This window comes from Caulobacter sp. FWC2, assembly GCF_002742625.1.
Lineage (GTDB): Bacteria > Pseudomonadota > Alphaproteobacteria > Caulobacterales > Caulobacteraceae > Caulobacter.
Genome location: NZ_PEBF01000001.1, coordinates 3675045 through 3696614, shown reverse-complemented (window position 1 = coordinate 3696614; position 21570 = coordinate 3675045). Strand labels below are relative to the sequence as shown.

The 21570-nt window shown below is 67.0% G+C and carries 17 protein-coding genes and 1 tRNA gene; 9 read left to right on the top strand and 9 right to left on the bottom strand.

Annotation, left to right across the window (positions count from 1 at the left end):
* Positions 1-382: 382 nt before the first annotated feature.
* Positions 383-458, bottom strand: a tRNA-Lys gene (locus CSW62_RS17735).
* Positions 459-542: 84 nt separating this feature from the next.
* On the opposite strand from CSW62_RS17735, the gene CSW62_RS17730 reads away from it, so the two are divergent.
* The gene (locus CSW62_RS17730; RefSeq protein WP_143324423.1) at positions 543-881 is read left to right on the top strand and encodes an Hpt domain-containing protein; all 339 of its coding nucleotides are present in this window, start codon (positions 543-545) and stop codon (positions 879-881) included.
* A gap of 65 nt (positions 882-946) precedes the next feature.
* On the opposite strand, the gene CSW62_RS17725 is transcribed toward CSW62_RS17730, so the two are convergent.
* Positions 947-4030, bottom strand: coding sequence for a TonB-dependent receptor (locus CSW62_RS17725; RefSeq protein WP_099580053.1), 3084 nt, complete (start codon positions 4028-4030; stop codon positions 947-949).
* Between the two features lie 450 nt (positions 4031-4480).
* Here CSW62_RS17725 and CSW62_RS17720 point away from each other — a divergent pair, with 450 nt between their 5' ends.
* The gene (locus tag CSW62_RS17720; protein WP_099580051.1) at positions 4481-5308 is read left to right on the top strand and encodes a TIGR00266 family protein; all 828 of its coding nucleotides are present in this window, start codon (positions 4481-4483) and stop codon (positions 5306-5308) included.
* Positions 5309-5342: 34 nt separating this feature from the next.
* On the opposite strand, the gene CSW62_RS17715 is transcribed toward CSW62_RS17720, so the two are convergent.
* Positions 5343-5672 (bottom strand): chorismate mutase, encoded by a 330-nt coding sequence (locus tag CSW62_RS17715; protein WP_099580049.1) that lies wholly within the window; start codon positions 5670-5672, stop codon positions 5343-5345.
* A gap of 64 nt (positions 5673-5736) precedes the next feature.
* Positions 5737-6693 (bottom strand): transcriptional regulator GcvA, encoded by a 957-nt coding sequence (gene gcvA, locus CSW62_RS17710; RefSeq protein WP_099580047.1) that lies wholly within the window; start codon positions 6691-6693, stop codon positions 5737-5739.
* Positions 6694-6879: 186 nt separating this feature from the next.
* Between gcvA and cobA the strand changes: the two genes are divergently transcribed.
* The 5 genes from cobA to CSW62_RS17685 are packed head-to-tail and all read left to right on the top strand — an operon-like array spanning position 6880 to position 10970.
* Positions 6880-7719 (top strand): uroporphyrinogen-III C-methyltransferase, encoded by an 840-nt coding sequence (cobA, locus tag CSW62_RS17705; protein WP_099580045.1) that lies wholly within the window; start codon positions 6880-6882, stop codon positions 7717-7719.
* Complete coding sequence (locus tag CSW62_RS17700; protein ID WP_099580043.1) at positions 7719-8084, top strand: DUF2849 domain-containing protein; 366 nt, start codon at positions 7719-7721, stop codon at positions 8082-8084. The genes cobA and CSW62_RS17700 overlap by 1 nt, the downstream gene beginning before the upstream one ends.
* A 3-nt stretch (positions 8085-8087) precedes the next feature.
* The gene (locus tag CSW62_RS17695) at positions 8088-9746 is read left to right on the top strand and encodes a nitrite/sulfite reductase (RefSeq protein ID WP_099580041.1); all 1659 of its coding nucleotides are present in this window, start codon (positions 8088-8090) and stop codon (positions 9744-9746) included.
* Complete coding sequence (locus CSW62_RS17690) at positions 9730-10236, top strand: DUF934 domain-containing protein (RefSeq protein ID WP_099580039.1); 507 nt, start codon at positions 9730-9732, stop codon at positions 10234-10236. Before CSW62_RS17695 ends, CSW62_RS17690 begins: the two co-directional genes overlap by 17 nt.
* Positions 10236-10970, top strand: a complete 735-nt coding sequence (locus CSW62_RS17685; RefSeq protein ID WP_099580037.1) for a phosphoadenylyl-sulfate reductase — start codon at positions 10236-10238, stop codon at positions 10968-10970. The genes CSW62_RS17690 and CSW62_RS17685 overlap by 1 nt, the downstream gene beginning before the upstream one ends.
* Here the strand turns inward: CSW62_RS17685 and CSW62_RS17680 are convergent, their stop codons facing one another.
* Both CSW62_RS17680 and CSW62_RS17675 read right to left on the bottom strand, forming a co-directional pair.
* Entirely contained in the window at positions 10971-13130 is a 2160-nt protein-coding gene (locus tag CSW62_RS17680; protein ID WP_099580035.1) for an acylase, read from the bottom strand. It lies immediately after the preceding gene.
* A gap of 83 nt (positions 13131-13213) precedes the next feature.
* Positions 13214-13735, bottom strand: a complete 522-nt coding sequence (locus CSW62_RS17675; RefSeq protein ID WP_099580033.1) for a 3D domain-containing protein — start codon at positions 13733-13735, stop codon at positions 13214-13216.
* A 373-nt stretch (positions 13736-14108) separates the two neighbouring features.
* On the opposite strand from CSW62_RS17675, the gene CSW62_RS17670 reads away from it, so the two are divergent.
* Together CSW62_RS17670 and CSW62_RS17665 are read left to right on the top strand one after the other, a co-directional pair.
* A complete protein-coding gene (locus CSW62_RS17670) occupies positions 14109-15137 on the top strand; it encodes a S1/P1 Nuclease (protein WP_099580031.1) in 1029 nt (342 codons plus the stop codon).
* A gap of 3 nt (positions 15138-15140) precedes the next feature.
* Complete coding sequence (locus tag CSW62_RS17665; protein ID WP_099580028.1) at positions 15141-15587, top strand: NUDIX domain-containing protein; 447 nt, start codon at positions 15141-15143, stop codon at positions 15585-15587.
* Positions 15588-15600: 13 nt separating this feature from the next.
* On the opposite strand, the gene CSW62_RS17660 is transcribed toward CSW62_RS17665, so the two are convergent.
* From CSW62_RS17660 to pepN, 3 genes are all read right to left on the bottom strand, one after another.
* Entirely contained in the window at positions 15601-15927 is a 327-nt protein-coding gene (locus CSW62_RS17660; protein WP_099580026.1) for a UrcA family protein, read from the bottom strand.
* Positions 15928-16146: 219 nt separating this feature from the next.
* A complete protein-coding gene (locus CSW62_RS17655) occupies positions 16147-18687 on the bottom strand; it encodes a PAS domain-containing sensor histidine kinase (protein WP_099580024.1) in 2541 nt (846 codons plus the stop codon).
* Positions 18688-18897: 210 nt separating this feature from the next.
* On the bottom strand, positions 18898-21489 hold the full coding sequence (pepN, locus tag CSW62_RS17650; protein ID WP_099580022.1) for an aminopeptidase N: 2592 nt from the start codon (positions 21487-21489) through the stop codon (positions 18898-18900).
* Positions 21490-21570 lie beyond the last annotated feature (81 nt).

Genomic DNA, 21570 nt, shown 5'->3' with positions numbered 1-21570 from the left:
GCAGAGAACGTTGCGTGGGCGTTTAACGCCGCAACCTCATCCGCAGGGCCTGACGTGGGCGGTTCGGTGACCTGAGCCACACCGCTGCGGTCGCGGACCTGTCCCGCGATACGGGCGAGCGCCGATCCGGTCTGAAGGGGGGCGTGGGCGATGGGCGCCAGGGAGCTTTGACGCCGCGCATCGCGACGTGATCCGCCCGGACGCCGCTGGCTTTGGAGCCCCGCTCGAGCCACGTTGCCAGTGGCTTGCCGAGGGCGGTTCGAAGCTGGAACCGGCTGCTTTCCCGCGCGCCGTTCGCGGCGCTCACTGACCTTCCAGGCGCACGGCGAGCGGCCGGGTCCCCGGAGGGGAATTTCTGTAAGTCGTTCAAATTAAGCGGGAATGGTGGGTGTAGTAGGATTCGAACCTACGACCCGCTGATTAAGAGTCAGCTGCTCTACCAACTGAGCTATACACCCATTCGACGGTCCGAAGCACTTGCGAGCCCCGGCGGCGAGGCGCGGAACATACGCAATGAATTTGGGAGCGCAAGAGCTTTTTTCATGGCCAGACGAGATATTAGCGGAGCCGTGGATTTCGCTTACCTGGAAGGGTTCGCGGCGGGCGATTTCGGGGTTGTCGAGGAGGTGCTGGCGCTGTTTCGCGAACAGGCCGCGCTGTGGACTCCGATGCTGGATCCGACCCATCCGGGCTGGCGCGATGCGGTCCACACGGTGAAGGGCGCTGCGCGCGGGGTAGGCGCCTTCCAGCTGGGCGAGGTCTGTGAACGCTGCGAGGCGGGCCAGGAGGGCCTGGAAGCGGTCAAGACGGCCCTGGACGCCGCCCTGATGGATATCGCCGCCTACGCCCACGAACAGGCCCTGAGGTCGCTTAAAGGATAGCGGCCAAAAGAAAGGGGCCGAAGCGATGCTCCGGCCCCGGCAGGGAGAGGGTGGTTCTCGACGCCCTAGAACTTGGCGCGCATAGTCACCTGATAGGTGCGGCCGTCGTAGTCGATGCGGCGCGGCAGCATCGGGTCGTTCTCATATTCCGAACGGGTCGCGTCGGTCAGGTTGAAGGCGTCGACTGAGATCGTCAGGTCCTCGGTCAGGTTGTACGAGGCCGAGGCGTCCAACTGGCTGCGCGCCTTGACGGTGCGGGCGTCGCCGACGAACGAGTTGCCGGCGGCCAGGTCGTACTTGTCACGCCAGTTGTAGACCACGCGGATGCCGAACTTGGTCGACTCGTAGTACCCGATCAGGTTCAGGTTGTTTTTCGACACGCTGGGCAGGGTGATCTTGTTGCCGGCCGTGTCCTTGCCGTCGATCTTCGTATACGAGTAGTTGAACGCGCCACCGAAGTTCTTCCAGAAGCCCGGCAGGAAGTCGAGGTTCTGCTGGATGTTGAACTCGAAGCCAGTGACTGTCATCGGCGACTGGTTGGTCTTGCCGCTGACATTGACCTGAGCCTGCTTCGACACGCCGTTGATCACGAAGACGTTCGAGCTCAGGCACTTGGGTGTGCCGGCCGAGCGGTCGATCGTTAGGGTGCCCAGGTTGACGTCCAGGCCGGGGAAGCCGTTGGCCGGGCAGAGGACCGACTGATCGGTGATCGGACCGATATAGCCCTTGATCTCCTTGCGGTAGGCCGCGACCGAGATCAGGCCGCCCGGACGATTGTACCATTCCAGCGACGCGTCATACGAGTCGGAGGTGTAGGGCTTGATGTCCGTGGCGCCCAGCGTGACGGTGTAGATCGGGTCGATGTTCGGATCGACCGGCGCCTGCAGGAAGGTGGTCGGCACGTTGTCGCGCGGTTGCGGACGGACATAGGTGCGGTAGGCGGCGGCGCGGAAGATCAGGTCGTCTCGCAGGTCGGCGACCAGGATCGCCGAGGGCAGCCAGTAGTCGTAGTTGTTCTTGGTCGTCTGGGTCGACAGCGAGTGGTTGATTGCGCCGGGTAGGGACGCCGGGCCGGTCGCGCAGTTCTTGCAGTTCAGGGCGACGATTTCCTGCTCGGTATATTCGTAGCGCATGCCGACCGTGCCGCGGACCGGGACGCTGAACAGCTCGGTCTTGAACTTGGCCGTCGCGTACGCCGAGAAGACGTCGTTCTGGTTGCTGAAGTTGTTATTCCAGTAGTTGCCGTCGGTGTAGTTGTTGACCACGCCGTAGGGCGTCAGGAACACGCCTGGAGCGCCCAGGGCGAACTGGTCGGGCAGGCCGTTCGGGTTGGCCGTCGTGCGCGGCGCGGTGTTGACCGGGGTGATCACCGACAGGACCTTGTTAACGTCGACGTTCATCCAGTTGGTCGTCGCGCCCTCGGCCTTGCCGCCGAAGAAGTCACGCGCGTACGACAGCTGGCCGGCCATGTCCGGCGTGATGTTCTGGGTCAGGGCGCCCAAGGCGGTGTTGCGCGAGCCGGCCGAGGTGAACTTGTTGTGCTCGGCGCGACCGCCGAACTGCAGGTTCGTGAAGAACGAGCTGTCCAGCGAGCGGTCGAAGTCCAGCTGGGCCGCGTTCAGCACGTTGTCGGCCTGGCCGTTGGTGCCGGTGACGCCGAACTTGTCGCCGGCCACAGTGGCGGCCTGGCCCGGCATCTGGGCGCCGGCCTGGGTCGCGGCGGCCGGGGTGGACGGGATCAGGAAACCGCCCGTCGGCAGGTGGGTGGCGTGCGGCGTGACCAGGGTCGCGGCGTAATTCGACAGGTCAGAGCCACCCAGGTTAACCGTGGTGACGATGCCGTTCAGGCCCGCCGAACCCAGGTTGCGATAGGGGTTCTGGACGACGTCCAGCTCGATCTGGTTGGCCAGGGCCTTGGCCTTCGACACGGTCAGGTTGGCCGTGGCCTTCCACTGGTCGTTCTTGAACTCCAGGGTCGGGTTGAAGGCCCAGGTGCGGTTTTCAGCCGGCTCGGAACGGACCGAGTCGAACGTGTTGATGTTCTCGGCCTTGAACTTGTTGATGTAGGCGCGGTCGCCGTTCGGCGTCTTGACGATATAGGGCGTGCCGATCTCGGTGATCTTGGCCACGGCCGAGGTCGCGCCCAGCGCGGTATTGGTGCCGTTGCCCGGACCCGCGTCGATATAGAGCAGGTTGTTGGTGCCCTCATCCAGCTTGCGCTTGGTGATGAAGGCGTTGGCCCCGAACTTCCATTCGTCGTTGATGCGCCATTCGAAGCCGCCAGCCGACGACAGGGTCGTGCCCTTGTTGAATTTCACCAGCTGGCGGGTCTGGCTGGGATAGTAGACGCCGCCCGGATTGGCGGCGATCAGGGCGTCATAGACCGGGTTCGACCCTGCGGCGGCCTGGTTGCCGACCTGGATCGCGCCCAGCTTGTTGCCCCAGGAGTTCACCGTGATCGAGTCGCGGCGGAACTTCTCGTCCTTCCAGGCCACGACGCCGAACACGGCGAAATCGTCCGAGAGATGCTTGTTGTAGCCCAGCGAGGCCAGCGGGCTGCCCAGGTTGCCGAGGTCATTATACTCGTAGGACAGCTTGGCGAAGCCGCCGTCCTTGCGCGCCAGCGCCGGATTGATGCGCAGGTCGATATTGCCCGACAGGCCGCCGGCCAGGTTGGACGCCGACGGTGACTTGATGACGTTGATGGCGGTGAAGATGTCCGAGTTGAAGGCGCCCAGCGGGGTCGAGCCGTTCAGGATCGGATCGGCGAACGCGCCGCCGTTCAGGGTCGTGCGGGCGAAGGTGCCGGGCAGGCCGCGCAGGCTGATGGTGGCGTTGCGGCTGTCGGCCTCGCGGTTGATCTGAACGCCCGGGATGCGCTGGATGGCCTCGCCGACGTTCAGGTCAGGAAAGCGGCCCAGGCCGTCCGACGAGATGCCGTCCGAGATTTCCAGGGTCTCGCGCTTGGTCGAGATGGCGTTGGCGTAGGCCTGGCGGAAACCCGTGACGACGACGGCTTCAACGGTGTCGGCCTCGGGCTTCTTCTCGCCGGCGGATTGCTGGGCTTGGGCGGTCGAGCCAACCGCCAGGGCGGCGCACGACGCCATCAGCGCGGCGCGAAGAACGAACGTGTTGCGAGCATGATTCATGAAATGGCCTCCCCCGGCGCACTGACTTGGCGCCCTTAACTGACTTATCCGACCAGTTGGGAACGTTGTCAATAATTGGTAATGCCAGTTAGTCGGGGGTGGTAACCACTTGGTCAGGCCAGCCCTGAAGGCCCGGGGCGTCTCCACCGCGAGCGGGGCGCGATTGCCCGAGGATGACTCTAGGTGCTGAATATCTGGAGAAAATTCCGCAATTGGCGACCGTCCTACTGACGTTCTGGGAGGCGATGGTCGCCAATTATCTGATGAATGGTAAGGCCAGCGTGGTCCACCGACATGACCGAACGTCGATGTTGGTATCCAGGTGCGGCCAAGTGGCAACGCTCCCTATGGCCGCTCCGCCAGAGGCCGGATGCACATGAAGGATGCTTCATTGGCGTGGCGGCCCGCGGCTGGCTAGAACGATGTTCCGCAAGATGAGGAGCCTTTTCCATGCCCCCGAGCCCCTGGAGCCACACCCGCAGCGCCAGCGTCGCCGACGATATCGACTTCGAGATCAAGGGCGAGGACCTGCAGTTCGTCGAGATCGAACTGGATCCGGGCGAGAGCGCCGTGGCCGAGGCCGGCGCCTTCGTCTGGAAGGACGCCAGCGTTCAGATGACCACCGTGTTTGGCGACGGCTCAGCCGATCAGGGCGGCGGCTTCATGGGCAAGCTGCTGGGCGCGGGTAAGCGCCTGGTCACCGGTGAAAGCCTGTTCACCACCGTCTTCACCCACCGGGGCTCGGGCAAGGCTCGCGTCGCCTTCGCCTCGCCGACGCCGGGCACCATCCTGCCGCTGAACCTGGGTCAGCTGGGCGGGACCCTGATCTGTCAGAAGGACAGCTTCCTGGCCGCCGCGCGCGGGGTGTCGATCGGCATCCACTTCCAGAAGCGGGTGATGACCGGCCTGTTCGGCGGCGAGGGCTTCATCATGCAGCGCCTGGAAGGCGACGGCTGGGTGTTCGTCCAGATGGGCGGCACGCTGGTCGAGCGCGAGCTTGCTCCCGGCGAGGAACTGCACGTCGATACTGGCTGTCTGGCGGCCTACACGCCGGGCGTCGACTTCGACCTGGTGATGGCCGGCGGCGTGAAGAGCGTGCTGTTCGGCGGCGAAGGCCTGTTCTTCGCCCGTCTGCGCGGCCCGGGGAAGGTCTGGATCCAGTCGTTGCCGTTCGCGCGTCTGGCCGGCCGCATGCTGCAGGCCGCGCAAGGCCAGGGCGGCAATCGCGGGGAGGGCAGCATCCTCGGGCAGTTCGGTAATCTGATCGACGGGAACTAGGCTTGGAAGCGCCCTCGCGAGAGGGCGCTTTTCATCAGCCCTTGGTCTTGTCCCAGCTGTCGTATTCGTAAGCGATGCAGCGGTCGATCAGCGTGCGCCAGACCGGTTCGGCGATGGCTTCCGACAGGCCGGTTTCGCGGGCGGCGGCCTTGACCTTTTCCACCACGTCTTCGATCCGCGCGCGGTCGAAGACCTTGGTACGGTCGGCCTTGATGCGGGCCGCGGCGCCCATGAAGCCCTGGCGCTCGGTCAGCAGTTGGACCAGGGCCCGGTCCAAGGCGTCCACGCCCTGGCGCACGTCGGCCATGGTCTGGCACTCGGCGGGAGCGAGGTGCTCGTCGACGGTTAGAGTCGTGATTTTCATGGGCTCCTTTAAGCGGTTTCCGCGCCGCAAAACCAGAGCCGTAAGGGCTCAAATGCCTGAGCCTCTAGATCCCTGAGCCGTTGTCCATGGTCTGGAGCGCCGCCTCATGCGCCTCGGCCTCGGTCTTGAGCCAGGTCACGAAGGCCTTCACCTGCGGCAGGCGGCCCTTGGCCTTGGGGTGGACGACGTAATAGGCGAAGTCGACCGCCGTGGAGGCCTCGAACGGGATGACCAGGCGCCCCGAGTCGAGGTCGGCCTGGGCCAGGGTGCGCTTGGCCAGCGCCACGCCGCGACCGTTGGCGGCCGCCTCGATGACCATGCTGGACTGGTTGAAGCGCGGCCCGCGCGCGCCGTCGACGCCCTTGATCCCCCGCGCCGCCAGCCACATCGCCCAGTCGGGGCAGCTGTCGTCGGCGTCGGGCGAGCCGTCGTGCAGCAGGATGTGGTGGGCCAGATCCTCAGGACGCTCCAGGGCGTTGGTCTCCAGCAGTTCGGGGCTGGCGACGGGCACCACGGTCTCGTGCATCAGGCGGATGACTTCCAGCCCCGGATAGCGGCCCGAGCCATAGCGGATGGCCATGTCGACCTCGCCGGTGGCGAAGTCCACGACCTCCATGCCGGCCGACAGCCACACATCGACCTGCGGATGGGCCTGCTCGAACTTGCCCAGGCGTGGGACCAGCCACTTGGCGGCGAACGAGGGCGCCGCGGTCAGGGTCAGACGGCGACCGTCGACGGCGGCGGTCAATAGGGACGCGGCCTCGGCCAGGCGGTCGAAGGCCTCGCGCAGGGCGGGCAGGGCGGTCTGGGCCGCGTCGGTCAGCAACAGGCCCTTGGGCGTGCGCTTGAACAGCGCCGCGCCGACATAGTCCTCCAGATTCTGGATCTGCTGGCTGACGGCGCCGGGGGTCACCGACAGCTCGTCGGCGGCGCGGCTGAAATTCAGGTGGCGAGCGGCGGCCTCGAAGGCGCGCAACGCATTCAGCGGCGGCAGGCGTCGGCGCTCGTTGGGTCTTTCCATAGTTTTACTGAACGCCCCGGCAGAAGTCCTTGTTTGCGAATTGAGCCCTTCGCGACGAGTTTGCAAGCGTTCGCTGCCGGATTGGCCCTTTTCGTCAGCGTGCATCAGCGGGGTCGTCTCTAGGGGCGACCCCGCCTTGCTTTCTAACGTTTTATTCCAAGCGCGTTGATAGAGGTTCTAAACCGCATGGCCCGCCCGCCGGTCGGAAACAGCAAGCCAGGCCTGGTGGTGGTCGGCGGGACGCGGGCCAACCGGGCGCTCGGCGCGGTGTGGCTTGTCGGCGCCGGTCCAGGCGATCCGGACCTCCTGACCTTCCGCGCCTTCAACGCCCTGCGCGCCGCCGACGTGGTGGTGCATGACGGCCTGGTCTCCGACGAGATTCTGGACCTGGCGCCGCGTCGGGCCCGCCGGATAAATGTGGCCAAGCGCAAGTCGCGCCATACCCTGCCGCAGGACGACATCAACCAGCTGATCGTGGGTCTGGCTCTGGACGGCCTGAACGTTGTGCGCCTGAAGGGCGGCGACCCGTTCCTGTTCGGCCGTGGCGGCGAGGAACTGCTGGCCTGCCGCGAGGCCGGCGTAGAGTGCCATGTGGTGCCCGGCGTCACCGCCGCCCTGGCCGCCAGCGCCGGCGCCGGCGCGCCGCTCACCCATCGCGGCATGGCCCAGGCCGTCACCTTCGTCACCGGCCACGCGGCTCACGGTGATCCGGATCTGGACTGGGCCTCGCTGGCCCGGCCGAACCAGACCGTCGTCGTCTATATGGGCGTCTCGACCGCTGGCCTGATCGCCGAGCGCCTGATCGCCGCAGGCCGCGCGGCTTCGACCCCGGCCCTGATCGTCGAAAACGCCAGCCGCGCCGACGAGCGCCGCGTGCTGACCACTCTGGCGGGCCTGGCCCAAGCAGCGCAGGGCGTGAAGGGCCCTGCGCTGCTGATGGTCGGCGAAGCGATGGGCATGGCCGATACGGTCACCGCCGCGCCCGAAGTCTCTGAAACCCTGTCGTTCGAGCGGAGCTCGCGCTGATGAAAGCTATCACCGCCAACCGCCTGCTGGACGGGGATGTCGTGTTCTGGAAGGCCGGCCAATGGGTCGAGCGCTTCGGGGACGCCCAGCTGTTCGACGAGACCGCCGAGGCCGACCTGGAGGCCGCCATCGCCACGGGCAAAGGCCAGCCGACCGTGGTCGTGGACGTCTATCCGATCGACCTGACGCCGTCGGAGGGCCACTGGGCGCCCGTCAGTTACCGCGAACGTATCCGGGCCCTGGGCCCCACCAACGAACCCACGCACGGCAAGCAGGCCGAGGGCGGCGACGTCATTGAGGCCCTGCGCCACGCCTCGGGCGCGGCGCGCTCGACCGGCCGCGTCGACCTGATCCGCAGGAAGTAGGGCATGTATCAGTACGACCTCATCGACAAGGAATTCCTGGCCGACCGCTCGGCCGAGTTCCGGGGCCAGGTCGCCCGCCGCCTGGCCGGCGAGCTGACCGAGGACCAGTTCAAGCCGCTGCGGCTGATGAACGGCCTCTATCTGCAGCTCCACGCCTACATGCTGCGGGTCGCCATCCCCTACGGTTCGCTGAACGCGGCCCAGGCGCGACGTCTGGCCGAGATCGCTCGCGACTACGACAAGGGTTACGGCCACTTCACCACGCGCCAGAATATCCAGTTCAACTGGATCAAGCTGAAGGACGCGCCGGAGATCCTCGACAAGCTGGCCGAGGTCGACCTGCACGCCATCCAGACCAGCGGCAACTGCATCCGCAACACGACCTCCGACCCCTATGCCGGCGCGACGGCGGAGGAGGTCGACGATCCGCGCGTCTGGGCCGAGGTGATCCGCCAGTGGTCGACCCTGCACCCGGAATTCTCGTACCTGCCGCGCAAGTTCAAGATCGCCATCACTGCCTCGGCCAAGGACCGCACGGCGGCCAAGGTGCATGACATCGGGCTGCTGATGCGCCAGGGCCGCGACGGCCAGCTGGGCTTCGAGGTGATCGTCGGCGGCGGCCAGGGGCGCACGCCCTATGTCGGCCCGACCATCAAGCAGTTCCTGCCGACCGACCGTCTGCTGAGCTATCTGGAAGCCGTGCTGCGCGTCTACAACCGCCACGGCCGCCGCGACAATATCTACAAGGCCCGCATCAAGATCCTGGTCGCCGCTCTGGGCGCCGAAGAGTTCGGTCGCCAGGTGGAAGAAGAGTGGGCCAAGATCGACGCCGCGCGCGCCGACCTGCCGGCCGCCGAGTACGCGCGTATCCGCGCCGCCTTCGCCTCGACCCCTTTCGAGGCGCTGCCGGCCCGCTCGGAGGCCTTCGAGGTCGCCAAGGCCAATGACAGCGCCTTCGCCCGCTTCGTGCGCAATAACGTCAAGGCGCACAAGCAGCCGGGATATGCGATCGTCGAGGTCTCGCTGAAGGCCGCCGACCAGACGCCGGGCGACGCCTCGGCCCATCAGCTGGAGGTCGTCGCGGATCTGGCCGAGCGCTACGGTTTCAATGACCTGCGCGTGACCCACGTGCAGAACCTCGTCCTGCCGCACATCAAGCTGGACGACCTGCCGACCGTATTCGCCACGCTGCAGGCCGCTGGTCTGGCCACCGCCAACATCGACCTGATCAGCGACATCATCGCTTGCCCGGGCCTGGACTACTGCGCCTTGGCCAACGCCCGCGCGATCCCCATCGCCCAGGACATCGCCCGTCAGTTCGCCGATCCCGATCGCGCCGAGAACGTCGGCGAGCTGAAGATCAAGATCAGCGGCTGCATCAACGCCTGCGGCCACCACCATGTGGCCCACATCGGCATCCTGGGCGTCGATAAGAAGGGCGAGGAATTCTACCAGCTGTCGCTGGGCGGTTCGGGCGCGGAAGACGCCTCGATCGGCAAGATCCTCGGCCCGGCGCTGCCGGCCGACCGGGTCGCCACCGCCGTCGACCAGTTGGTCGGGGCCTATCTGAACACCCGCGCCGACGGCGAGCGCTTCCTCGACACCTATCGCCGCGTCGGCCTCGAGCCCTTCAAGGAGGCGGTCTATGCCCAGGCTGATTGAGCTGGCTGACGGCCAGGCCCGCTGGGCCGACGACGCCTTCGTCAACGTCACCGACGAGGACGCCATCCCGGAAACCGGCGACGTGATCCTGTCCCTGGCCCGCTTCGAGGCCGAGGGCGACGCCCTGCTGTCCTCGAACAGCCGCCGCGTGGGCGTGCGGGTCGAGTCGAACGAGGAGATCGAGGTGCTGGCCTACGACCTGCCGCGCATCGCGGTGGTCGCGCTGGCCTTCCCGAAGTTCCGCGACGGCCGCGCCTACACCTCGGCCCGCTTGCTGCGCGAGCGCTTCAAGTACGAGGGCCAGATCCGCGCCGTGGGCGACGTGCTGCAGGAGCAGGCCGGCTTCATGGTCCGCTGCGGCTTCGACGCCTTCGAACCTTCCGATGGCGCGACGCCGGACGCCTGGACCAAGGCGGCCAACCGCTTCCGTCACGTCTATCAGCGCGCCGTCGACGACAAACCGGTCGCGTTCGAGGAAAGGACCTCCTGATGGCTTACGACCAGATCGGGGGGAGCGCCGCGGGCCTCGCCGCCCGGCTGGACGCCAAGCTGCGTGACGCCCATCCGCTGACGATCCTGCGCGCCGCCTACCAGCACCTCGGAAAACGTCTGGCCCTGGTCTCGTCGTTCGGCGCCGAGTCGTCCGTGCTGCTGCACCTGGTCTCGCAGGTGTCGCCGACCATCCCGGTGCTGTTTCTCGACACCGGCATGCTGTTCGGCCAGACCCTGGACTACCGCAAGAACCTGGCCTCACGCTTCGCCCTGACCGACGTGCGCGACCTGCGCCCGGCCTTCGCGGACATCGCCACCCAGGACCCGAAGTCGGACCTGTGGCGCACCGACATCGACGGCTGCTGCCACATCCGCAAGGTGCTGCCGCTGGACCGCGCCTTAAGCGGCTTCGACGGCTGGATCACCGGCCGCAAGCGCTTCCACGGCGGCGACCGCCTGAGCCTGCCGGTGGTCGAGGCGGCCGACGGCAAGCTGAAGTTCAATCCCCTGGCCAACTGGGGCAAGGCTGAGCTCGAGGCCTATGTCGCCGAGCACGACCTGCCGTCCCACCCTCTGGTCGCCCAGGGCTACGCCTCGATCGGCTGCTGGCCCTGCACCCAGCCGTCGGAAGACGGCCGCTCGGGACGCTGGGCCGGCCAGGAAAAGACCGAGTGCGGCATCCACGTCGCCCGCGCGCCCGGCGCGGCGCCGAACGTGGGCGGGGATATCTAGCTACTCCCCAGGCCTGTACGTCTTCACCGCGTGGGCCTTCACGTCCTCCGGATAGAAATACACATCCCGCAGGTTGCCCAGGCTGTAGCGCAGGGCCTGGTCGTTGAAGTGCGGGGAGGCGGGGTCGCCGCTTTCGCCGCCGGCCGAGACGGCGCGGGCCCGGACCTTGTCGCCGAACTCGACGACCGCCACGAAGCTGTTGCCCAGCGTGCCGTAGTATTTCTTCGTCCCCGGCCAGCGCTTGGCCCCGAATGAGGCCAGCGAGCCCCACTGGGCCGAGGTGAAGGCTACCGGGATGCTGGGCTTGCTGTCATCGAAGGCCTGGACGATCGCGCCGTCGTTGCGCTGGAAACGGTTGATCTCGCCCCAAGGCGTCTTCCACGATCCGAAGTCGGCGGTCAGGCGGTCGGAGGCTTCGGCCAGGGCCGCCAGCTTGTCGGCGGGCGAGAGCTTGTCGGCCATGTAGTCATAGACGTTCATGCCCGACGCCTTGGCGGCCGGCGCGGCCTTGGCCCACATCGCCTCGCCCCAGAACACGGCCAGCGATGTCTCCGTCGAGCGCGCCGACCACTTGCAGTCCCAGGCCTTCAGGGCGGCGACCTGCTCGGCGACCTTGGGATCGGGGGCTGCGTCGTAGGCCGCGACCAGCGTCGGGACCAGCCGCGCGAAGGCGGTCAGATAAGGGTCATAGGCGGCGGTGATCAGGCCGCCCAGCGTGAAGTCCTTGCGGTCCTTCAGCACCAGCGGCGCATGGAGCCCGCGCGGGTTCTCGCCGGCCTGGTCCATGTACTTCGGGAAATCGGCCTTCTTCGGGCTGTACTCGCCCGCCGCGCCATAGGGCCAGTTGTTGCTGTTGAAGACCCAGCCGTTCTTCGGGTTCAGCACGTACGGGGCCTTGTCCAGCGGCGTCAGGCCCTTCCAGTCGGTGGCAGGGTCCGATCCGTCGACCGGCTTGGTGTAGTCGAAGCGGTCGTCGCGCACCGGGATGAACTGCGGGTGCAGATAGGCGATCTGGCCCCTACTGTCGGCGAACAGGGTGTTGTTCGACGAATTGGCCTTAAGCTCGGCCACCTTCATGAAGCTGGCGTAGTCCGTGGCCTTGGTGCGCAGGAACGACTGCTCCAGCGCCGCCATCGGCTTGTTCATCAGGGCTATGCTGATCCACTTGCCGGCTTCTTCGCGGACGATCGGGCCGTGGTGGGTCTTGAAGACAGTGAACTTCTTCTCGGCCATCGTCCCGTCGGCGGCGCGGTAGGGGACGGCGATGATCTCGCTCTTCAGCGGGCGCAGTTCAGAGCCGTACTTGTAGAAGCGCTTTCCATCCTTCTCGACGATGGTTTCGGCGAACTCGTCGACCACGTCGGCGCCGCTGGAGGTGTGCATCCAGCCGGCCTTGGCGTTGAAGCCCTGATAGATGAAGAACTGGCCCCAGGTCGTGGCGCCATAGGCGTTGAGGCCTTCATCGCTGGCCACCTGCATCTCCGAGCGGAAGAAGAAGCTGGTGTGCGGGTTGATCAGCAGCAGGGCGTGGCCGCCCAAGGTGTTGGACGGGGCGATGGCGATGCCGTTCGAGCCCTTCGGCTCTTTGAACAGCAGGCCCTTCTCGTCGGCGGTCATGGCCAGTTGGCGCTGGCCGTAGAAGGCCTCCAGCTGGGTCAGGGCCACGCGTTCGATGTCGCCGCCGATGCTGCCTTCCGAGAAGCTGAGCGCCATCCAGGGCTCGAAGTGGGTGATGACCTTCGGCTTCACGTCTGGATGGGTCGCCAGGTAGAAGTTCAGGCCGTCGGCCCAGGCGTTCATCAGCGCCTTCAGCCAGGCGGGGCTCTTGGCGTAGTCGGCCTTCAGCACGACGGGATCGATGAATAGCTTCTGGCGCAGGTCGGCCCAGATCGCTTTGTCGCCCTCGGCTTCGGCGGTGCGGCCAAGCGCGGTGATGAAGTTGGTCTCGACGCGGTTGAAGTCGTCCTCGGCCTGAGCGTAGGCCATGCCGAACACCGCGTCGGCGTCGGTCTTGCCGTGAATGTGGGCGATGCCCCAGTCGTCGCGGATGATCTGGACCTTCGCGGCCCTTTTCTTCAGGCGGGAGAGATCATCCGCGTGGGCCGGAGCAGCCGCGAGCACCGCCGCGAGGGCCAGGACGCTGATGGACAGATTGCGCATGATGTTCCCCGAACTCCCCACGAAGGCGGGGATCCAAGCCGAGTCCGGAGAACAATTCTAGTCCGCGCGGCGCGCGGAGGCCGCTATTGCGGCGGACAGCCCTTGAATTCGCCGACCTTGCTGACCGACAGGCTGGAGAGGTCGAGACCGCCCAGGGCCTTCATCGAGCTGGCGCCGAAGCCGCTGAACAGGTCCAGCTTCAGGCCCTTGATCGCACCGCCGATATCGGAGGCGTACCAGTATCCGTCGTGCCGGCCGCCATCGGGCATCGGCAGGCCGACGGTTTCCTTGATGAAGATCACGGTGCGACGCGGGATCACCTTGGGATCCACCGCCACAGTGCGCATGGCCGCGACCTTGCAGCCCAGGGAGTCGAACGCGCGGATGCCCTTGGCGCCGGCGTGATACATCGTCGCCCTCATCGTGAACTCGACCGAGCCGGGCAGTGCGCCGCCGCTAAGGGCCGAGGTGATCAGGTCGCCCAGAGGATCGACGCGCTGCGTCGAGGCAGGCGCCGGGTCCGCGGGGGCGGCATAGGCGAGGGCGGGAATGGCGAGTGCGGAGATGACCGCGGTGGCCAAAATTCCGGCGAGCTTGCGTCGCATCGAGGGGGTCCTCTTATCGGCGTGTCTGTCGGTTGGCGGCTTGGATATTCCGATCACGGACCCGTGACAACCCCGGGAGTCGACGCGCTCCAGGCCGTTTTCGCCCGAAAGGCGAGAAAACAACGTGGATTCAGTCGCTTGAAACGGGGCTTTGGAGGAGTCGATTTTTACCTTTTGCGAGCTTCACAGGCGGAACCCGGCCTTGAACAGGCTGTCCTTCGCGACTCGCCAATCGGTTCCGGAGCGCCGCTTTCGCCAGAAATACGGCCGCAACACTGGGCGTCTCTGGTCTGGGAGCGCGCGACACTGGCCGACAGCGTCTCGGCGCCTTACACCGGCTCGTCCGGCCTATCTGATCTTCGGAGCCCCTGCCTTGCGCCTGTCGTCCAGCCTGAAAGTCCTCGTCCTCGCCGCCGCCCTGTCGGCGCCGGCCGCCTCGGCCTTGGCCTGGGGCTCGTCGGGCCACCGCGTGGTGGGCGTCGTCGGCGCCGAGAGCTTGCCGGCCGATGTTCCGGCCTTCCTCCGCACCCCGACGGCCATCGCCGCGATCGGCGAGTACGCCCGCGAGCCGGACCGCTGGAAGGGCTCCGGCAAGATCCACGACACGGACCGCGACGCGGCGCACTTCCTGGACATCGACGACCAGGGCCGCATGTACGGCGGCCCGATGTTCACGGTGGCGACCCTGCCGCCAACCCGCGCGGACTACGAAAAGGCCCTGCAGGCGGCCGGCGTCGACAGCTGGAAGGCCGGTTACCTGCCGTACGCGATCATCGACGGCTACCAGCAGCTGGTGAAGGACTTCACCTATTGGCGCGTGCTGACCGCCGCGCTGAAGATCGAGAAGGATCAGACCCGCCTGGCCTACTACAAGGCCGACCTGCTTCGTCGCGAGGCGTTGCTGCTGCGCGACCTGGGCGTCTGGGCGCACTATGTGGGCGACGGCAGCCAGCCGCTGCACCTGTCGGTCCACTATAATGGCTGGGGCGACTATCCCAACCCGAACGGCTACACAAACGCGCGCTCGACCCACTTCCAGTTCGAAGGCCCGCTGGCCAAGACGCTGGGCGACGAGGCTTCGGTCAAGGCGCTGGTCCCGGCCTATAAGGCCTGCGACTGCTCGATCGAGACCCGCGTGGTCGGCTATCTGACCGACACCTGGAAGCAGACCGAGCCGCTCTATCAGCTGGAAAAGGCCGGCGGCATGGTCGAGACCGATCCGCGCGCCAAGACCTTCGTCCAGGCCCGCATCGCGGCCGGCGCCACAGCCCTGCGCGACCTGGTGGTCGACGCCTGGACCGCCAGCGCCAACGGCACGATCGGCTACCGTCCCGAGATCAGCGTGGCGGACGTGGCGTCCGGCAAGGCTGATCCGTGGAACGACCTCTACGGCAAGGACTAAGGCATGCTGGCTTTCGGCGCGCCCGTCGCGCGCAAGACCTACAAGGACCGCGCCGCCGCCTTCGGCATCGCCGAGAACAGCCTGGGCCAGATCGCGCTGGCGGAGGTCAGCAAGCCCAGCAAGGCGCCGTACTTCGACCTGCCGGGCGGGGCGGTGGACGGCGACGAGACCGAGCGGGAAGCGGTAGTCCGCGAGTTCGGCGAGGAGACTGGCCTGGTGGTCGAGGCCGGGGCGCTTGTCGAGACGGTCTCGCAGCTGTTCCTCAAGTCCGACGGCCAGCCGGTGCGGAACTTCGGCGGCGTCTACGTGGTCAAGGTGACCGGCGAAGAGCCGCGCCTGAAGGTCGAGGACGACCACAAGCTGGTCTGGCTGGATCCACAGGACGCGGTGGTCGCCCTTCGCCACGACGCCCATTCGTGGGCGGTCGCGGCGTGGCTGCGTCGCGGTTAGAACTTGAGGCTCGTCAGGCGCCGGCGCGTTTGGCGACCCGTAGCTGGGCGGCCTGTTGCTTGGTCAGGGCGTGCTGCAGGTCCTGGTGGAAGTCCATCATGCAGGCCCTGGCCGACAGGCCGCTGAAGCCCTTGGCGTCGCAGGCGCGGGTTCCGGCGGCATGGGCGCGGCGGGCGAACTCGCGCGCGTCGGCCGGGTTCGACAGCGTCAGGTCGCCGACGCGGACGCGGGCGATGGGCGTGGCCGGCTCGGCGGCGTGAGCGGCGGTCAGGCCGATGATCGGGGTAGCGGCCAGGGCCAGGGCGGCGATAGCGGCGATGCGGTTGACGAGCTTGCTCATGATCTTGTCCCTCAATTCGTGTGGTCGCCCGCGGCGATCCGTTGAATGAGGGTGTAGTCGCCGGCCTCGCCGAACACCCGTTACGAGTGCTTCATGACTTCGAATTAAGTCTATGAAACGAAAGTAATATTTGGCATCATTGACGGGTCTCGGTCCAGATCGTCGCCGAGATTGACGAGGCCAGGGCCACCGCTGCGCACATCACTCAGCGCCTAAAGCCTAGGCCGCCACGAAGTCGCGGGACGCTTTGTGCTCGCTCTGGCGGATCGGTAGCGTAAAGCTGACCGTGGTGCCTTCGCCGGGCTGGGAGTGCATCTCCAGTAGGCCGTCGTGCATGGTGATCAGCGACTTGGTCAGGGCCAGGCCCAGGCCAGTACCCTGCGTGGTCTTGGAGAACTGGCTCTCGACCTGCTCGAAAGGCTTGGCCAGGCGCGCGAGGTCTTCCTTGGCGATGCCGATGCCAGTGTCGGTGACCGACACCTTGACCTTGTCGCCGAACGGATCGCGGCGGATCTCGGCGCTGATCGTGACGCTGCCGGCGCGCGGCGTGAACTTGATGGCGTTCGACAGCAGGTTCAGCAGCACCTGCTTGACCGCACGGTAGTCGGCCTCGATCTCGGGCAGGTGCGGGAAGTCGACGTTCAGCTTCAGGCCGGCGGCCTCGGCGCGGTTGCGGACCAGGCGCACGGCGTCCTCGGCGACATCCTCAAGGTGCATGCGCTCGAACTTGAGGTTCATCTTGCCCGCCTCGATCTTCGACATGTCGAGGATGTCGTTGATCAGCGCCAGCAGGTGCTGGCCCGACGAGTGGATGTCCTGGCTGTAGCCCTTGTAGCGCGCGTCGCCCAAGGCCCCGAACATCTCGTTCATCATGATCTCGGAGAAGCCGTTGATGGCGTTCAACGGCGTCCGCAGCTCGTGGGACATATTGGCCAGGAACTCGCTCTTGGCCTTGTTGGCGCTCTCGGCCTTGACCTTCTCGGTCTCGTACTTGCGGGCCAGCTCGGCCAGCTGCTCCTGGCTGCGCTCCAGGCCGGTGATGGCGTTCTGCAGCTGCTCCTCATTGAGGCGGCGGGCTTCTTCCTGGGTCTTGATGGCCGTGATGTCGGCGGCGGTCATGACGAGGCCGCCTTCGGCCGTGCGGCGTTCGCTGATCTGGATCCAGCGACCGTCCATCATCTCGGCCTCGCGCACCCCCTTGGCCCCGTCGGGCGCGGGGTGGTCGTGCTTGATGGCGAGGGCGGCAAAGCGATTGACCTCGGCGCGGGCGGCGCCGGGCTTGAGCAGCTTGGGCTCCAGCGAGAAGACGCTGCGATAGTTGCGGTTGCACATCAGCAGCCGGCCCTGGCGATCCCAGAGGACGAAGGCTTCCGACACGCTCTCGATGGCGTCGCGCAGGCGGTTCTCGGCGGCCTGAGCGCGAGCCTGGGCCAGGCGCTCCTCGGTGACATCCAGGGCCACGCCTATGATCCGGACATAGCCGTCCGCGCCAGGTTTGCCGAAGCCCTGGCCGCGGGCGTCGATCCATAGCGAGCGCGCGCCATGCTCGTTGGCCGGCACTCGGAACGAGACGTCGAAGGCGCCGTACATGGCGGCGTTGGCCAGGGCCTGGCGCACGCGCTCGCGGTGGTCGATCGAGATCCGCTCCAGCAGGTCTTGACCCGAGACGACCCCGCCGCCGCCCCAGCCGAACATCGCGCCGGTGACGTCGGAGAGATAGACCTGGTCGGCGTTGAGATCCCATTCCCAGATGCCGCAGCGGGCGGCCTCGACCGCCAGGCGGAAGCGTTGCTCGCTGTCGACGAACTCTCGGTGCGCCAGCTCGGCCTTGCGGCTTTGGATCATCAGCAGCAGCGCCAGGGCGATGCCGACGGCCAGAGGGGCCAGCAGATTGATTGCGCCTTCCATGACCTGGCGGTCGATATTGGCGACGCTGTGGATCGGGGTGGCGGCCATCACCAGCAGCGCCCCCTCGGCCACCGGGCGGACGGCGACGTCGAGAGTCGCGCCATCGACGGCCTGTCCGCGCAGGGCGACGGGACCGCCGGTGACGTCTTCGGGCGCGAGGGCGAAGGCTTCGCGGAAGGTGGCTGCGCCCTGGGCCGCGCGCCCTCGGGCGGCGATCAGCGCGCCGCTGGGCAAGGCGAGGGCTCCGCTGTCGTTCTTCTCGGGCTCGTCGATCAGGCGCGTGGCGTCGCCGCTGGCGATCACGAAGGCGCGGACCTTGTCCAGCGAAGCGGTGGTGGCGACATAGAGCCGGCCGGTGTCGCTGACCGAACCCGTCCAGGTCGTGCGGCCGGAGGCGGCGGCGGCCTGGGCGGCGGCTTTCCAGTCGGCCCCGTCATCGCGACCCGCGACGGAGACGACGCCTGCGGGGCTGACCACGGCGACGGCCGCGGCCTCGCCGCCCGCCGCGCGCAGGGCGGTCTCGGCGGCGTCCATGGTCGCGCCAGGATCGCGCTTAAGCATGTCGGCGGCGGCCGAAAGACCGGCGCGCTGGGCGGCTAGATTGGCTTCGACGCGGCCGGCGATCAGTCCGGCCTTGGCCGACAGCGGCGCGCCGCCCGGCTGGGCCGAGGCTTCCTCCTGCAGGCGCTTGACGCCGAAGGCGGTGTAGACGGCCAGCAGCAGCAGGGCGGCCAGGATGGCTATGCGGACGAACGCCTGCGATGGGGCCCGGACGGACTTGGCGCGCACGGCCGCGGGCGCGGTCGGTCCGGCGGGCGCCGTCCCCCCGTGTCTCGCTAAGCCCCTGTCCAAATCACGCGGCTCCTGGATTCACCGAGCGCGCGGGGGCGCGCTCCAACCTTGGTCAAAGGCCTGTCACGGACGGGCCCTCGGGCGAGTCACTTCGCCGACTTGATGAATCTACCGTACCGCTAACCGCTCCGTCACCGCCGGAAAGGCGGATTCGACATGTATGAGCCCATTGGTCGCAACTCAGGGCCGAACGAGTCTCGAAAAGGCGCCTTAGCCGAGCGCCTTGGTCGCCAATTCGAGGACGTTCTTGGACAGATCCGGGTGGGCCGCGACGCGTTCCAGTTGTTCGCGCATCAGCCTGCCCAACGCGGGTTTGTAGCGCCGCCAGTTGCCAAGCGGCTCGACCAGACGCGCGGCCGTCATCGGGTTGAAGCTGTCCACGGCCAGGATCTGGTCGGCCAGGAAACGGTAGCCCGCGCCCCTGGAATCATGGAAGCGCGCCGGATTGAAGTTGGCGAAGGTCGAGACCAGGGCCCGCAGGCGGTTAGGATTGGTCGGCTCGAAGTCCTGGTGTTTCGTCAGTGCGATCACCCGCTCAAGCGCGTTTTCCGAGGGGTCCTGGGCCTGCACGGAGAACCACTTGTCGAGCACCAGCGGTTCCTTGCGCCAGACGCCATGGAAATTGTTCAGGGCGATCTCGCGCTGAGCGTCGCCGCTGGCCACCATGGCTTGCAGGGCGCCGATCTGATCGGTCATGTTGCCGCTGACGGCGTAGTGGCCGACCAGGCGCGACAGGTTGTCGGCGCTGGGATCGGCCGAAAGCATGTTGGCGCAGGCGTTTCGCAGGGCGCGGCGACCGGCGGCTTCGGCGCTGGCCGAGAACTCGGCGTCGCTCTGCATCTCGCCGTGCAGGCGGCGCAGCAGGTCCCCCAGGTGGACGGCGATGCGCGTGCGCAGGGTCTTGCGGGACTCGTGGAGGGCCGCGGGCTCGGCCGGCTCGGACATCAGCGCCAGATCCTGCTCCGATGGCAGGGCCAGCAGCAAAGCCTTGAAGGCCGGCTCGGCGGTGTCGTCGACCAAGGCGCGGCCCAGCGCGTCGGCGTAGCGTTCCTCGCCCACTTCGTCGGGCGTCCCGGCGGCGCGGGCCAGGATCAGGTCGCGGGCCAGGGTCTGGCCGGCCTCCCAGCGGTTGAAGAGATCCGGGTCGGCGGCGAACAGCACGTAGCGGTCGGCCGGTCGCGCGTCGGTCGACAGGTTCACCGGGGCCGAGAAGCCGCGCAGGGCCGACAGGATCGGCCTGCTGGGCACGTTCTCCCAGCGGACTGTCAGCGCGTCCTTGTCCAGCAGCACCACTTCAGTTTCGCGCAGCGGCTCACCGGTCTCCGACAGCAGGCCGATGGCGATCGGGATCGGCAGGGCCTTCTTGTCGGGCTGGCCCGGCGTCGGTGCGGTCGACTGGGTGAAGTTCAAGGTCAGGGCCTTGGCGGCCTCGTCATAGGCCGTCTCGATCGTCACGGCCGGCGTACCCGCCTGCTCGTACCAGCCGAAGAAGTCCGACAGGTCGCGGCCCGACGCCTCGGCGAAACAGGCGATGAAGGCCTCGACCGTGGTCGCCTGGCCATCGTGGCGCTGGAAGTAGAGATCGCTGCCCTTCCGAAACGCCTCGGCGCCCAGGATGGTCTTCAACATGCGGATGATCTCCGAGCCCTTCTCGTAGATCGTCGCGGTGTAGAAGTTGTCGATCTTCATGTAGCTGGACGGCCGCACCGGGTGGGCGAGGGGGCCGGCGTCCTCGGCGAACTGGCGCGCGCGCAGAGCCCGGACGCCCTTGATCCTCTCCACCGTCGCGCCGCGCTGGTCGGCGCTGAAGCTCTGGTCGCGGAAGACGGTGAAGCCCTCCTTCAGGCAGAGCTGGAACCAGTCGCGGCAGGTGATGCGGTTGCCGGTCCAGTTGTGGAAATATTCGTGCGCCACGACCGCCTCGATGCGCTCGTAGTCCAGGTCGGTGGCGGTGTGCGGATCAGCCAGCAGCAGGGAGCTGTTGAAGATGTTCAGCCCCTTGTTCTCCATGGCGCCGAAATTGAAGTCGCGCACGGCGACGATCATGAACAGGTCCAGGTCGTATTCGCGGCCGAAGGTGTCCTCGTCCCATTTCATCGCCCGCTTCAGGCTGTCGAGGGCATAGGCCGCGCGCGAGGCCTGGCCGGGGTCGACGAAGACCCGCAGCGCCACTTCGCGGCCGCTCATGGTAATGAACCTGTCGACCAGGACGTCCAGGTGCCCAGCGACCAAGGCGAACAGGTAGCAGGGCTTGGGGAAGGGGTCCTCCCATTCGGCGAAGAACCGATTGTCCTCGAGGGCGCCCGAGTCGATCAGGTTGCCGTTGCTGAGAAGGTGCGTGAACTTGCGATCGGCCTCGATGCGCACGCTGTAGCGGCTCAGCACGTCTGGTCGGTCGGGGAAGTAGGTGATCGTCCGGAAGCCCTCGGCCTCGCACTGGGTGCAGAAGCGTCCGCCCGACATGTAGAGACCCATCAGCGCCTTGTTGGCCGACGGATCGATCTCGACCTCGGTGGTCAGGACGAATTGGTCCGGCAGATCCGGTATCGTCAGGTGCTCGGCGTCCAGCACATACTGGTTGGCGCTCAGGGCCTGGCCGTCCACGGCTGCGGACACCAGCTTCAGCCGCTCGCCGTTCAACACCAGCGGTTCGTCCTTCGCACCGGTCCGGCGCACCGCGAGCTCAGCCTTGACGCGGGTCTGAGATGGATGCAGCTCGAAGACCAGTCGCGTGGTCTCGATGGCGAACGGGAACGGACGATAGTCCGCCAGACGGACGGCTTGGGGCGTGTCGGTGCGCATTCCTCTAACCTAGTCGCCCGGGGCGGCCTCCGCGAGAGGACCTTGACGGCCGCGCCCGAATTAATGGTCAGTGCTCGTCTG

Excerpts from the sequence above, each read along its gene's own strand:
- CSW62_RS17730 (WP_143324423.1), top strand. The coding sequence starts at position 543 with ATGGCCAGACGAGATATTAGCGGAGCCGTGGATTTCGCTTACCTGGAA.
- CSW62_RS17725 (WP_099580053.1), bottom strand. The coding sequence starts at position 4,030 with ATGAATCATGCTCGCAACACGTTCGTTCTTCGCGCCGCGCTGATGGCG.
- CSW62_RS17720 (WP_099580051.1), top strand. The coding sequence starts at position 4,481 with ATGCCCCCGAGCCCCTGGAGCCACACCCGCAGCGCCAGCGTCGCCGAC.
- CSW62_RS17715 (WP_099580049.1), bottom strand. The coding sequence starts at position 5,672 with ATGAAAATCACGACTCTAACCGTCGACGAGCACCTCGCTCCCGCCGAG.
- gcvA (WP_099580047.1), bottom strand. The coding sequence starts at position 6,693 with ATGGAAAGACCCAACGAGCGCCGACGCCTGCCGCCGCTGAATGCGTTG.
- cobA (WP_099580045.1), top strand. The coding sequence starts at position 6,880 with ATGGCCCGCCCGCCGGTCGGAAACAGCAAGCCAGGCCTGGTGGTGGTC.
- CSW62_RS17700 (WP_099580043.1), top strand. The coding sequence starts at position 7,719 with ATGAAAGCTATCACCGCCAACCGCCTGCTGGACGGGGATGTCGTGTTC.
- CSW62_RS17695 (WP_099580041.1), top strand. The coding sequence starts at position 8,088 with ATGTATCAGTACGACCTCATCGACAAGGAATTCCTGGCCGACCGCTCG.
- CSW62_RS17690 (WP_099580039.1), top strand. The coding sequence starts at position 9,730 with ATGCCCAGGCTGATTGAGCTGGCTGACGGCCAGGCCCGCTGGGCCGAC.
- CSW62_RS17685 (WP_099580037.1), top strand. The coding sequence starts at position 10,236 with ATGGCTTACGACCAGATCGGGGGGAGCGCCGCGGGCCTCGCCGCCCGG.
- CSW62_RS17680 (WP_099580035.1), bottom strand. The coding sequence starts at position 13,130 with ATGCGCAATCTGTCCATCAGCGTCCTGGCCCTCGCGGCGGTGCTCGCG.
- CSW62_RS17675 (WP_099580033.1), bottom strand. The coding sequence starts at position 13,735 with ATGCGACGCAAGCTCGCCGGAATTTTGGCCACCGCGGTCATCTCCGCA.
- CSW62_RS17665 (WP_099580028.1), top strand. The coding sequence starts at position 15,141 with ATGCTGGCTTTCGGCGCGCCCGTCGCGCGCAAGACCTACAAGGACCGC.
- CSW62_RS17660 (WP_099580026.1), bottom strand. The coding sequence starts at position 15,927 with ATGAGCAAGCTCGTCAACCGCATCGCCGCTATCGCCGCCCTGGCCCTG.
- pepN (WP_099580022.1), bottom strand. The coding sequence starts at position 21,489 with ATGCGCACCGACACGCCCCAAGCCGTCCGTCTGGCGGACTATCGTCCG.